This window comes from Pseudomonas syringae (assembly GCF_002157375.1).
In the GTDB taxonomy this organism is placed as follows: Bacteria; Pseudomonadota; Gammaproteobacteria; order Pseudomonadales; family Pseudomonadaceae; genus Aquipseudomonas; species Aquipseudomonas syringae_T.
In genome coordinates, this window is sequence record NZ_MTSA01000007.1 from 172,352 (window position 1) to 185,145 (window position 12,794).

General features: G+C 59.4%; 10 protein-coding genes. 2 read left to right on the forward strand and 8 right to left on the reverse strand.

What is annotated here, in order from left to right; translation table 11 throughout:
• Positions 1–73: 73 nt before the first annotated feature.
• Entirely contained in the window at positions 74–631 is a 558-nt protein-coding gene (locus BW686_RS10950; RefSeq protein ID WP_084916483.1) for a hypothetical protein, read from the forward strand.
• Positions 632–817: 186 nt separating this feature from the next.
• Here BW686_RS10950 and BW686_RS10955 read toward each other — a convergent pair whose 3' ends face one another.
• The 7 genes from BW686_RS10955 to BW686_RS10985 all read right to left on the reverse strand — a co-directional run bounded on the left by BW686_RS10955 (position 818) and on the right by BW686_RS10985 (position 11,311).
• Positions 818–1,621 (reverse strand): SirB1 family protein, encoded by an 804-nt coding sequence (locus BW686_RS10955; RefSeq protein ID WP_084916485.1) that lies wholly within the window; start codon positions 1,619–1,621, stop codon positions 818–820.
• A gap of 87 nt (positions 1,622–1,708) precedes the next feature.
• A complete protein-coding gene (locus tag BW686_RS10960) occupies positions 1,709–2,581 on the reverse strand; it encodes a hypothetical protein (RefSeq protein ID WP_102048008.1) in 873 nt (290 codons plus the stop codon).
• Positions 2,582–2,612: 31 nt separating this feature from the next.
• Complete coding sequence (locus BW686_RS10965) at positions 2,613–4,577, reverse strand: NfrA family protein (protein WP_084916488.1); 1,965 nt, start codon at positions 4,575–4,577, stop codon at positions 2,613–2,615.
• A complete protein-coding gene (locus BW686_RS10970) occupies positions 4,574–6,694 on the reverse strand; it encodes a glycosyl transferase family protein (RefSeq protein WP_084916490.1) in 2,121 nt (706 codons plus the stop codon). The genes BW686_RS10965 and BW686_RS10970 overlap by 4 nt, the downstream gene beginning before the upstream one ends.
• A gap of 12 nt (positions 6,695–6,706) precedes the next feature.
• Positions 6,707–8,920 carry a cellulose biosynthesis cyclic di-GMP-binding regulatory protein BcsB gene (locus BW686_RS10975; RefSeq protein ID WP_084916493.1) on the reverse strand — a complete coding sequence of 738 codons (2,214 nt, stop codon included), beginning with the start codon at positions 8,918–8,920 and terminating at the stop codon, positions 6,707–6,709.
• A gap of 167 nt (positions 8,921–9,087) precedes the next feature.
• Positions 9,088–10,338, reverse strand: a complete 1,251-nt coding sequence (gene wecB / locus BW686_RS10980; RefSeq protein ID WP_084916496.1) for a non-hydrolyzing UDP-N-acetylglucosamine 2-epimerase — start codon at positions 10,336–10,338, stop codon at positions 9,088–9,090.
• Between the two features lie 706 nt (positions 10,339–11,044).
• Entirely contained in the window at positions 11,045–11,311 is a 267-nt protein-coding gene (locus BW686_RS10985) for a YebG family protein (RefSeq protein ID WP_084916499.1), read from the reverse strand.
• Between the two features lie 406 nt (positions 11,312–11,717).
• On the opposite strand from BW686_RS10985, the gene BW686_RS10990 reads away from it, so the two are divergent.
• Positions 11,718–12,206 carry a phosphate-starvation-inducible protein PsiE gene (locus BW686_RS10990; RefSeq protein ID WP_007244071.1) on the forward strand — a complete coding sequence of 163 codons (489 nt, stop codon included), beginning with the start codon at positions 11,718–11,720 and terminating at the stop codon, positions 12,204–12,206.
• A 103-nt stretch (positions 12,207–12,309) separates the two neighbouring features.
• Here the strand turns inward: BW686_RS10990 and BW686_RS10995 are convergent, their stop codons facing one another.
• A complete protein-coding gene (locus BW686_RS10995; protein ID WP_084916502.1) occupies positions 12,310–12,642 on the reverse strand; it encodes a YXWGXW repeat-containing protein in 333 nt (110 codons plus the stop codon).
• Positions 12,643–12,794 lie beyond the last annotated feature (152 nt).

Consider the following 12,794-nt stretch of genomic DNA (forward strand, 5'->3'; position numbering starts at 1 on the left):
TTTCACGATGCCGTTAATTCATTCATTTCAGCTCCGATATGAAGTTTGAACCCATTCATATCTGGAGTATCACATGGCAAGATCAATTTGGGGCGACTTTCCACCATTAACCTTCGCGGAGCCGCCTCCAAGAATCAGCATAAAAAAAGCCGCAGCACAGGTGGGGCATGTGCTGCAAGAGGTGGGCGAGAACGCGCTCGCGCTCAACGCTCTGGCGATGGAGAAACGCAAGATGAAGCCGCTGTTCAAGGGCTTCAACCCCGCGCAGATAACCCCGAAAGACCTGAACAGGGCAGGCATGATCCTGTACAAGTTTGGCATGATCGACAACCATACCGCTGAACTCATGAGCCGAACAGGCGATGAGTTCGACAAGAAAGGCAATCTGGTCGACCCCAGTAAAGAAATCAATGCGCTGGAGTTCTTTGCCAAGCGGATCATCGACATGAAAGAGAAGGCACTGAGCGGAGATCCTTACGCCAAGATATTATTGCCTGACTACATCAAGACCATTCATATCATGCAAAATCTTCAGACCTTCGCAGAGTCGGGGGACAGTTACGACATGCGCAAGATCAAAGACATGGAAAGAAAAGGGCTGGTGAAAAGAACGCCTGATGCCAAGGCGTGAGTCAATAATCAACTACAGGCGGCGATAAAAAAGGCCGCTGCGCAGACAGGCAGCGGCCAAACAAAACGCAGGATCAAGGGAGCTTGCAAATCCACGTCTATTTCAGCGCGCGCAGGTTAAACGTCGGCACGGTTCTGAAACATCCCTGTACGGGATAGGGAGCGTTACAGTGCAGGTAACAATCCTCTAGTGGACGCTGCGGCTCGTCGGCAGGTGACTCAGGCGTTCCGTGAGTCTGAGGCGCTGGATCGGGTCGTCGCTGAGCAGCAGGGCGTGTTCCAGATCAAAACGCTCGGCATGCGGGCATTCGAGAAGCTGATACAGCGTGGCGCGGGCCAGGTGATCGCTGCTGGTGGCCTGGCCCAGTTCGACGATTCTGTCAGCGTCCTTGAGCGCGGCGATAGGGTTGTCGTTGATCTGATGCAAGTGCCGCAGATTGCGCGACAGCCGTTGCAGCATGCTGGTCGGTGTGGCACGGACCATGTGCTCGGCGCGCAGTTGCAGGGTCGGGCCGAATTGCCGGATCAGCAATTCGCGACAGTCTCTGGGGTAAAGCCTGCGCCCGCCACACGGATCAAGCAGGTGATCGGCACCGGGTACGCGTAGCAGGAAGTGGCCTGGAAAGTTGACGCCCTCCAGCGGGACCTCAAGCCTTCGCGCGATCTCCAGTGCGATCAGTGCGAGCCCCAGGGGTTGGCCTCGTTTGCGCAGCACGATTGAATGCAGCAACGCGGATTCGGGCTTTGGCGGGTTCCAGTCATCCTGCTGAAAACCCAGTGCAGCCAGTTGTCGCAACAGCGGTTGCGCGAGCTCGGATGGCGGCAGGACCGGCAGTGCGGCAGCGGCCTGGCGCTGCAACTGATCCACCTCGCTCATCACCTCCTGCCGCGCAAACTGCGTGTCATGCTCGGCGCTAACCCACAGCGCGGCTTCAAACACCGCAGGCGGCGTATGTTGCAGACAAGCCAGGCAATGCTGACGTGGAGTCATCGACCACTCCGTGAACCGACGTTCAGGCGTTGAGTACAAAGACTCTTTTTAGCCCCGCACGGAGGTTTCGTCCAGCGCCACATGTATCTACTTGTTGAGTGCTTCCACCAGCTCGGGCGTCACGTAATGCGGGCCGTCGAACAGGTACAGGGGGTAGCCGTCATAGGCGTCGATCTGCGGTCGCAATTCGTCGGCAGTGGCCGAGCGGAAACCGCCACCCACTTGAGGGCGAAACGCTTCCACGATGATCCTCACGCGGTTCTTGCCCAGCCGTTTGCGCAAGGCATCAGCGTACGTGCGGGCGACGGGGGCGGTGCGGGCATAAACGCCGACACCGTCCTGAAAGAACACCCCGATGTCATCCGGCAGCCAGGTTTTCAGCCAGTCTGCGGTGGCAGCCGGGCCGATATTCGCGCCGTCGTAAACGCTGATCCACAGCGGCCGTGGCAGCCTGGCCAGCAGGGCAGGCAATTCCTTGGCGCGGCTCCAGCTCGGGTCGACTTCAGCCGGGAAATACCAGCCTGTGACATTGAGCGGAGTTTTGGCCTTGGCCATCTGCGCGGAAAGCACGGCCAGTTGTTCGATGTTGTCGCGCGAGCGGTTTTCGCTGAAGTACCCGGCCAGCCCGAGAATCACTTCCTGCGCCCAGGGTTGCTTGCCGATGCGCGTCCAGTCCGGCAGCACCGGCACGTTCTGCAACGGGGTGCCCGGTATGAACGACTGGTCATCGACCGCCGTCCACTGCACGAGCAATTGCCGTGCGCCGAGTTTGTCCCAGTTGCCGCTGATACCGACCGTTGCATTATCCGGTTGCCAGACAATGCCGACGATTCCCGGCCCTTTGGGCTGTATCAATAGATACAGTTCGCTGGAAGCGAAGGTCAGCGCGGCGACCAGCATGGCCGCCAGCGAAGTCTTGACCAGCGTTGTCTGTCGTAGCAGTGCGGCCAAAGCCTTCAAACATTACTCCCAGGTGGGTGATTCGCGACGGTTACCACGAGAAGGTCATGCGTGCGAATACGCCTTCTGCGCGGTCATCGCCAAATACCTTCTCGCGATATTGCAACGAGAGGTCGACATACGACTGAGGTGCCTTGTACTTATCCTCGCGGAACCAGTAGCGCATACCTGTACCAACGCCCAGACCGCCTGCGTTGCCGGAAGACGTGCTGCTGCGACCGAGGCTATCGACCTCGCTGCGCATTTTCGAATCGTAGTCCACGGCGGCGACGACATGCGGAAACACCACCAGTCGCGGGCTGATGCTGTCAAGGCGGAAGCTGCGACCGACCTGCCATTCGCTGTTGAAGTAGTTGCGCTTGTCCTGGAGGTAACGCCCGCCCTCGGCATACAACTGCGAGGTCCACCAGCTTGGCACGTCGACCCGCAGGTCGGTGCCGATGCTGGAACCATAACCCAGACGCACCAGCCAGTCGCCGTCGGCATTGGAATTGCCCAGAGGGAACGTGCGTTCGAAGGCCCCGATGATGTTGACTTCGCTGAACGGCTTGGCGCGAATGCCGAGCGCGCCTTGCAGCGCGTCCGCTCCTGTGTCGGACTCACCGTCCTTGCTCCACAGGGTGTCAGTAACCCGCCCGTACAGTTCGACGAAGCGCGCGTTGCGGTAACCGAACGGGCGCCAGAACACTTCGGTGCTGTTTTGCACACTGTCAGTGGTGCCGCCGGGTGCTCCGCTCAGGCCGTTGCTGGTGCTGGCACCGCGATAAGTCGTGGTGTTGGTCAGGCCCCAGACGCGGGACAGATCGGAGACAGCGCGTCGGGTCTCGAACACTTGTTGAGCAGGCATTTGCAAGTCGCCGGCCTGCTGATAGTCGAGCACCCGCTTGAAGTAGGCGATGGCCTGGGCATCTTCCGATGTACGCATGGCGCTGTAGGCAGCGTCCTGGACTTCGCGGGGTTTCAGGCCGTTTTGGCGATCAACGCGTTTGAAGGTGTCCAGCGCGCCTTGATCATCGCCTGCCTGGCTGAGGAAGTAGGCGATCTGCACCTCATCGCCCGGTTGCAGCTCCCCGGCATCGCGGGCTTGCTGCAGACGCTGCAGTGCTTCTTTCGGCTGACCCATCGCGGCGTACAGTGACGCTTGCTCGCGCAGCGGCAGGTTGCCGACGGCCAGTGCCTGGGCGAAGTCCTGACGCGCGCCGTTCTGATCGCCGAGGCGTTGACGCAATTGCCCGCGCTGGGCGAGCAGGGTGGCATCGTTGCCGTTGAGTGCCAGGGCTTCGGTGGCTGCGGAACGCGCCTCTTCATATTGCCCTTGCGCCATCAGCGCACTGACCAGCAGTTTCCGGTAAGCCATTTGTTTCGGGAAGCTGCGGACCGCCTCACGTGCTTCGCTGACAGCGGTGTCGTTGTCGCCGCGCGCCAACGCCTTGTAGCCTCTGGCCGCCTTGTCGACCGCGACCTGCTCCTGAATGGCTTGCAGTCGCCGGGTCAACACCGGTTGCGGACCAAGGGCCTGTTCTGTCTCTTTGATGGCCGCCTGCGCCTCGTCCAGACGCTGCTGACGTTGCAGGGCCTCGATCAGCATCATGCGGTAATCCAGGTTTTTCGGCGCTTGCGCAATGGCGTTGCGAGCATGCCTGGCCGAGCCATCGTAGTCATGGCTGGCGTAAGCACGCAGCGCCTGATTGCCTTCCAGGTAACCGGGTTTCGGGCGTGTCTTGAAGGCGCGTTGCGGGTGGTCGCGACGGTATTTGTCGCGTTCGGCCAGCGCTATCAGGTCGCGCAACTGGGCAGCATCGGCCCGTTGACGCAACGCTTCGTTCGCCTTGGCGATAGCAAGGTCGTAGTCCTTGCGGTTGTAGGCCATGTAGGCTTCGTTGGCGATGGCATACGCAGGGCCGGTCAACGGCAACGGCAGGGTTTCTGCCTGGCTGAACGGTGAGGAAAGACTCAGACCGGTCACCAGCAGCGACAGGATGAAGGGGCGCTTCATAGTGGCTGCTCCGTTTGATCTGCTGATCGGTAATGGTTGTGCTGACGCGCCACAGCCTCTTCGATGGTCTCTCGTGGCAGCACGCCGATATCGACCAGGTAGTCGCCGATCCGGCCATGCACTTGCGGGCGATAACCCAGCATGGCCTTGCGGAACACTTCGCGGTCCAGCAAACCCTGTTCGACCAGCAGATCGCCCAGCAAGGGAGCCGCAGCCGGTAATGGCTGGCCGCCGACGGCTTGCAGTTGACGCAACTGCGCAACGATCTCGCTTTCACGCGCAACCAGTTGCACCGGCTCTGCGCCGAGCTGGTCGGTAATCTGCTTCAAACCTTCTTCCGGAAGCGGGCTGGCCACTGCGATTTCCGTGCGCCCCTGAACATTGATGGTCAGCGGCACCACGCGCCAGCGCAGGCAGAATTCGTCGGCCAGCACGCTGCTGTCGGCACGTTTGCTGGCGATGTCGAACACGCGCGGCAGGTCATTCTGGAAAGCGATGGCTTCAGCGAGGGTTTCATCGTCGAGCCAGCCGTGACTGAGCAGAATGCGGCCCAATGGCACTTGGCGAGTCTGTTGTTCGGCCAGCGCGGTCTGGAGTTTTTCGTCGTTGATGGCCTGCCAGGACAACAGCACGCTGCCCAGACGGCGCGGTGCGGCGGCGACCAGATCCGTGGACGGGAAGTCGTGCATGGTCTTGTCCCAGACCAGTTTGCGATTGAGCAGTTTGCCTACCAGAAACATCCGCCAGGCCCGTGCCGCAGCCATGAAGTTGACGAAGTTGCCGACCACCATGCGCGGTATAGACAGCAAGCCATGCTGCCAGCCATACAAAACGGTCGTGAAGTAGCAACGATGGGCAATCCGCCATAGCAATGCGATGCCGTTGGCCACCAGCAGGTACTGAATCAGCCCGGTGGTTTCAAAGGGTGTGGGGAAGCTGGTGTTCCATACGCCGCTGGAGCGCAGGACGATCAACGCCAGTAACTGGATGAGAATCAGGTAAGCGATGATGCTGACAAACGAAGTCACCACGCCCTTGCGGTCGCGAAACAGCAGGTAGCGGTTTGCCAGCGAGCCGGTCCAGCCCATCTGCTCCCAGCCTTGCAGGCCGATGCCGAGGGTCCAGCGGGCTTTCTGGCGAAACGCGGTGCGGAACGTGTCCGGGAAGAACTCGCGCACACACAGCGGCATTTCCAGTGTGGATTCATACTGCTTGCGGAACCAGGATTTGCGCAGCACACGGAATTGCACCGGAAAACGCACAAAAATCGCCTGCATGCCGTACTTCGCCAGGCGTGCGCCGACGTCGTAGTCCTCGGTCAGGCTTTCAGTGTTGAACGGCTGGTTCTGGTTTTCATCGGCCAGCACCATCAAGGCTCGCCGAGAGAAGCAGGTGCCGACACCGGCCGACGGCACGGTGTCGGTCATGCTTTCGCGAACCACCAGGTCTTTGCCGTGCCATTCGGCAAACTCGTCCATGTAAGTCCCGGCCACCCACTCGTACCAGTTGCGTTCAAGCGAGACGACCGGAAGCTGGATCATGTCCTTGCGCGGCAACAGGTAATTGAACAGGCGCAACTCAAGGGGATGCAGCACGTCTTCGCTGTCATGCAGGATGGTCCCGGCGAACTGCACGGCATGCGTCTTTTCGTACAGGAAAATCGCCTGGATCACCCAGTTCAGGCAGTCAGCCTTGCAGGTCGGACCGGCATGCGGCACTTCCACGCGATGCAACTGCTTGTAGCGACGGCGCATGCGCTCCACTTCATCGATGGTGCGCTGATCGTTGATGTAGGTGCCGACGAAAACCACGTAGTTCTGGTAGTCGAGCGTTGACACCATGTTCTCGATCATCGGCGCGATGACGTCGTATTCGAGCCACGCCGGGACCATGATCGCCAGCGGCTGTTCGTCGCGGGCGATCAGTTGCTCGGCGGTCAGTGGCCGGTAGCGGCGTTCGGCGGTGAACTTGCGGTACAGCCGCCTGACCCAGTACCAGATGTCGATGATCAGGTCGTCAATACTCGAGACGAGAATGATCAGCCCGACGATGATCGTCGCGACTTCCAGCGCGCTGTAGTAATGGGCCAGCCAGTAAGGCCAATAAAGCGACGTCATTGCGGCGATCCGTTACGAGCGATTGCGACGGGCGCGACGGCCAGCCAGCAACAGAATGAGAAAGAGCACGATACCGGCCGGAATCAGCCACAGCAGCGAAGGTGTGCGCCAGGCGTCGATGCCGGTGGTTTCTTCGTCCTCGATCATCTGGCTGCCCGTCGGGTCCTTGGCGTCAAAGGTGGCAATCGGCCCGCTGTCGGCCAACAGTGCGGCGTTGCCGCGTTCCAGCAATACCGGACGTTCGAAGACCGGAGCCTGACCGCCCAGTGTGCGATAGACCATGCCGTGCTGACCGCCAGCGTCGATCACTTGCAACGACGCCACGTGATTGAGGGACTTGAGGTCGAGCAGCGTCTGCTCTTTGTGATTGATCAGCAGATGGCCATCGTTGCTTGCCTTGACGGATTCGGCGCCGTCCTTGATCGGCAATTCGAAGGCCAGGAAGGATTTGGCCGGTGTCACGGCGACGCTGGCGTCGTCACTGACGCTGAGCTGCGCGCGCAACGGAGAGACACCAGAGGCGCTGGCGATGCGAATGACTTGCGGCAAGCTGCTGGCCGGACGTTCAAGGTAGCCCTTCGGCACCATGATCTGCGTGTCGGTGGCAAACCGTGCTGCCATGCCCGAGAAGTTTTCATCGGGGGTAACCTTGTCCAGCACCACATGGCTGGTCGGCAGTACCGAGATCGGGAAGGCTTGTGGCGTTTCCAGGCATTGGTTGCTGACCGGCTGACGCTGGAAGGAGACCCGCAAGGTGTTCTGCGCCGCCAGTGCGTACTGTGGAATTCTGGCTTCGATGCGTTCTTTCTTGCCATCGGCAGTCAGTTGCATGGCGCCGATCAGGTAATCGTTGAGGAACAGCGTGGCAACCGGTGGCGTTCCCGAGGCGCCGGGTGCTGCGGCGACGTCGATCATCGCCGTCACCGGTACGCGGCCGTCATAGGCAACGCTGCCCAACGGGAACGAAGCGCTCCAGTCGGTTTTTGCCAGCACATCCACCGTGCCGGGTTTGCCACCGAGACGTGTCAGCGCAACGCGACCGTCTTCGCTGAGCGGCATGGCGGTTTCTTCACCGATGGTCAACTGGCGATTGCGCGCCAGCTTGTTCCAGGCCGAGCTGAACAGACCGATGGCCTTGCTGGCCGATTCCGGCTTGATCATCAGCAGCGCACGGTTGCCCAGCAAGGCCAGGCTGACGTCCTCGGTGCTGTTGGCGAGCGGTTGCTTGATGTGACGCTCACGCCACTGGCCCAGTGCGCTAGCGGCCGATGCATCAAGGCCTTGCACCTGTGCCTGAAGGGCATTCAGGGAGTCGTCGATTGCCTTGAGCAGTTGCGGATCGCTGACGGCCATGTCTGCCTGCAAGGCAGGTGTCTGGCCAAGCATCAACAATGCGCCGATTTCCGCCGGGTCGCGCAGCGTGTACTGGCCTTTGCCGTCGAGGCTGGCGAAGGCCGGGATCTGCTTGAGTTCTGCCGGGATGTTCAGGTTGCTCAGGTCAACGCTGTCCTGAACGGCTGGAAAGGGCAGGATACGCGCCTGCTTGCCGATTCTTTCCAGTGCCACGCCCAGACGCCAGGCCGCGTCATAGCTGGCGCTGGACAACGTGCCGGGCGCAACCAGCAGGCCGGGTTTGCCCGGCAGTGCATTCCACGCAGCACCCACGTCCTGCAACTGACTCGCGTCATAGCTGTACGTCAGGCGTGTGTGCGGATCAATGCGCAGTACGTTGCCGATCGCGCGCTGATCTTCGCACAGCACCTTCGAAATGACCGACGACCAGGCAATGCCCAGGCGCACCGAGCCGTTTTCCCGCGCAGCCTTGTCGACACCCAGAACGGTGCTGGCATTGCCCTGTTCTTCGTTGAGGCCCAGCGCGCGCACCGGGTAACCATCCAGCGACAGCAGCAGCGTATTGCGACCTGCCTCGCCGTTCAGGTAACTGGCGTCAAAGTTCAGCGTCGCATCGGTCAACGGCACATTGGCCGGCACCGGCAGGTACAGCTCCCGGCGCGCATCTGTGGCGCTCAGAATGATAGGGCGATCAATACCCAGCTCACTCAGCTCGATCACTCGTTCCTGACGACTGTCGGCGGTGATCCTGTTGATCGCCTGGGTCAACGGGCTTTCTGCAGCCAGGGCGAATGCAGGCATCAGCGCCAGCAGGGTCATCCCGCAGGCAAGGACGTTAAACGCGCCCGTGTTTACGGTAACGGAAGATTTCATCGGACAGATCTCGCTAAGGGCTCAAGGCCACTGGGTCTTGATGCAGGTTGCAGGTCGGCTTAAACGGTTGCGGGTACTTGGCCTGAACCAAGTACCCGTATCGTTTGCCGACTGCCTCCTGCGAATTCGTTAAGGTGTTGGTGTGCGCTGTCTGCGCACCTTTTTCGCTAACCGGCCATCGAGCGCAACGGGGTGTGTTGGTGCTGAGGCTTGATCCGGGTGTCAGGCAACGCGTCCGTCGGGTCAAGACGCTGGCGTGGCAATTCAGCGACAAATTCATCGACCGGACGGCCCATCAGCGCGTCGACGATACGTGCGCTGGCCTTGCCGTCACCGTAGGGGTTGGCCGCACGGGAGGCGTTCTGCCAGAGAATCTGATCATCGAACAGCGCACTCACACCGCGAATGATGGCGTCCGTCTCGGTGCCTACCAAACGCACGGTGCCGGCAGCCACGGCTTCCGGGCGCTCGGTGACGTCGCGCATGACCAGCACCGGCTTGCCCAGCGACGGGGCTTCTTCCTGCACGCCGCCCGAATCGGTAAGGATGACGTGGGCGCGCTGCATCAGTCGCACGAAGGACAGGTAATCCAGCGGCTTGATCAGATGCACGTTGGGCAGATCACCCAGATGCTCGGTCACCGGCCCCAGCACATTGGGGTTCAGGTGTACCGGGTAAACGATTTGCATATCGTCACGGCGGGCGAGTTCACCCAGGGCCTTGCAGATGTTCAGGAAACCGTCGCCGAAGTTTTCGCGACGGTGGCCGGTTACCACCAGCACCTTGCGCTCCGGCACCAGAAACGCGAACTGGCGATCAAGGGCGTGGCGCAGCTGGCGATTGCAATCGATTCGCTGAGCCGTCAACTGGAGGGCGTCGATCACGGTGTTGCCGGTCACGAACGACACGCCTTGCAGGCGCTCACCCAGCACGTTACGGCGCGATTCCGCGGTCGGCGTAAACAGATGATCTGAGATCAGGTCGATGCAACGACGATTCATCTCCTCGGGCCACGGCTGGCGAATGTCACCCGTGCGCAAACCGGCTTCGACGTGGCCGATGGGAATGCGGCGGTGAAAAGCCGACATGGCGGCCACCATCGCTGAAGTGGTATCGCCGTGTACCAGCACCTTGTCCGGCTTCATCTCGTCCAGAATCGGATCGATGGCCGCGTAGAGCGCAGCGGTCAGGGAATTCAGAGTCTGTTCAGGGCGCATCACATCAAGGCTGTAGTCGGCCTTGAGCTCGAACATGTCCAGCACCTGTTGCAGCATGCTCTGATGCTGCCCGGTGATACAGATTCTCGAATCGATACCTGGCTCGGCGGCCAGAGCTCTGACCAGCGGGGCCATCTTGATGGCCTCCGGGCGAGTGCCGAAGATTGAAAGGACCTTCATTCTGGGTTGTTGACCAGCCATTGATTTCCTCCCGCGCTATCAAGCGCTCCGCACAGCAATGAACCCGGGCTGCAGGCAGCTCGGTGAGTATGCGAGTTAATGAGTTTGTCGGGCGGGAAAGATCGGAATGACGACTCGATGTTCACTTCAGTGTGATGTAGCCAATTGCCTTGTTACCCGAATTTGGTCGGATTATTAGCAGAAGAAATTAACAAAGCCAAACTTTTTATTCACTATTTTACAATGCGTTGATTAGTCTGAACTTTCATTTTTTAACACGGTCAGGGAAAGGTTAGGTTTTTTGTAGATCAGGTTTGGGCCAATGATTGCAGGGGGTTGGGGGCTGATCGTAGCGCCATTCTGGCTGTTTTCAAAGTATGGATGCGTACCGTGAATTATCAAGGGTGGCAAAAAGTTCAAATAAAAAACACTGCACTGTGAAGGCGCTCACTACAGCAAAATCCTGACGCCTGTTTAATGACATTAAGAGAGACGCTGTTCACAAAAATGGCGCTGCTATTATGGCGGAGGGGAACTTTAGTATGTATCGAGATTGTGACGAGGTCATCGGGCGGGTGTCGCGTTACATGCTGTTCAAGTAAAACCATTCATTTGAATACCGACGGCCATTGAGTTGTAACAGGCGTGTGGCGTCAGGGCAAACATTAAATGAGAATGGTTTGCGGCCCTTCGGCAAAAAGGGACGCTCACCATCAGGGCGACGCGATCAGCTTTCTGCGGCGACAGGCTCCGACAGCTCGTTGAGGGCCGAGGCGTTGTTTTTGAAAGCGGCTGCAAACACGGCCCGGTTCTTCGCCATGTAAATGCTCGCGTCCTCTGCGTGCTTCTCGGAAATCCCCGGCACATTCTTGACCAGAACGTCGGTGAGAAGCTCGGCCAGCTCGAGCATTTGATCGTGCGCATCGGCGAGTTTACGGTCCACGAAAGTAGTCTCCAGATCGCGGGTACTGCGGTAAAGGGTTTCAACAGCCATTTTGGCCTCGTCGTCTTATCCAGTGTTGAAAGGGCTAGACCCGGACGTTCAGCGCTTCACGCTCTGACCAGCGGGTGATGCAACAGCAGTGATCGTGCATGACCAGCGTGCCGGTCAGGTAGAGCGGGGCGGCACATGAAGGCCGTTCACCGACGCATCTGCGTTTGAAGGTGATTGCCTGATTACTGTGTTTTTATACAGTAAAAGGCATATCGCAATCAACCCCTGTCTGAGTGATGGCCTTTAACTATCTTTTTTGCCGTGCAAATGTGCCTTGCGACATCCGGTCGCGCTCTCAACCATAGCCTATGGCCCTGTTCCTGCTTTAAAAAGCAGGCCACAACGGGTGTCACGAGTACCCGGCACCATCCGGTCGGCATAAATGAAGGTTCAGAGGTAGCGCGTCATGGGAAACAAATGGGCAGTAAAGATAAGGCACCGCGTGCATGCGCAGGCAGAGTCGCTGGGCAACCTCTGCGTGGAGAGCTTTCACTTTCTCGCGCTGTTCGCGATTGGCGCAATCACCGCCTGGGCGTCAGTGGTCGCCTTTCTGGGGATGGTCGAAAAAGGCAACGTCACCGTCGATGACATTCTGCTGCTGTTTATCTACCTGGAATTGGGGGCGATGACCGGGATTTATTTCAAAACCAACCACATGCCTGTGCGCTTTCTGATCTACGTCGCGATCACCGCGCTCACCCGCTTGCTGATCTCCGACGTGTCTCACCACAACCCGCCCGACATCGGCATCATTTACCTGTGCGGCGGCATTCTGTTGCTGGCGTTCGCGATTCTGGTCGTGCGCTATGCATCGTACAAATACCCGTCAGCGAAGATTCCCGATTCATCCAGTGCGGTCAAAGGCGCTGTGACAGAAGAGAAAGGCGAGGTCTGATGTGACAATGGCGGCATCCGGGACAGATGCCGCTCTGTACGAAAAGTGGCTTCGCTCGCCGACTTTTCGTACAGAACCTAAGACGAGCGTTGTTGCAAGCGCATCAGTTAGCCCAGACCCCGGCATGCCAGTGCCAGCCATCACCCGCGCTTTCCCAGTGCGGATGCACGTAGCGATAGCCAGGTCGCTCCGCTTCCCAATGGCCGTGAACCGGCACAAAACGCTGACCGTTCCAGTGCCAGTAGCCGCGTGCCCATACGTAGCCAGGCCGAGGGGCCGGTTCCACTTCTATGACACGCTCAGGCGGCGCCTGCGGTGCGATGACTTCTTCGACGTATTCGTGATGTACGTGCGGCCGCTCATGCACCACCCGCTCCTCGACACAGCCTGACGCTATCGCAAGTGATGCGATCAATAACCCGTAACGTAAGAACATGTTGCCTCCTCGGACTCATCCGCAAGTGCAGTGGCGCTGGACTCAATGCCCAGTCGCTCGAATGTTTCTGCGCAAGGATGTTGTAGCAGGTTGTATCTGTACTTTTGCTGAACCTGAGGGAGGGCGAATGATGGCGTATTGCCGGAAGGGCC

Coding starts and splice junctions, on each gene's coding strand:
- BW686_RS10985 (WP_084916499.1), bottom strand. CDS start 11,311: ATGGCTGTTGAAACCCTTTACCGCAGTACCCGCGATCTGGAGACTACT.
- BW686_RS10970 (WP_084916490.1), bottom strand. CDS start 6,694: ATGACGTCGCTTTATTGGCCTTACTGGCTGGCCCATTACTACAGCGCG.
- BW686_RS10950 (WP_084916483.1), top strand. CDS start 74: ATGGCAAGATCAATTTGGGGCGACTTTCCACCATTAACCTTCGCGGAG.
- BW686_RS10965 (WP_084916488.1), bottom strand. CDS start 4,577: ATGAAGCGCCCCTTCATCCTGTCGCTGCTGGTGACCGGTCTGAGTCTT.
- wecB (WP_084916496.1), bottom strand. CDS start 10,338: ATGGCTGGTCAACAACCCAGAATGAAGGTCCTTTCAATCTTCGGCACT.
- BW686_RS10975 (WP_084916493.1), bottom strand. CDS start 8,920: ATGAAATCTTCCGTTACCGTAAACACGGGCGCGTTTAACGTCCTTGCC.
- BW686_RS10955 (WP_084916485.1), bottom strand. CDS start 1,621: ATGACTCCACGTCAGCATTGCCTGGCTTGTCTGCAACATACGCCGCCT.
- BW686_RS10990 (WP_007244071.1), top strand. CDS start 11,718: ATGGGAAACAAATGGGCAGTAAAGATAAGGCACCGCGTGCATGCGCAG.
- BW686_RS10995 (WP_084916502.1), bottom strand. CDS start 12,642: ATGTTCTTACGTTACGGGTTATTGATCGCATCACTTGCGATAGCGTCA.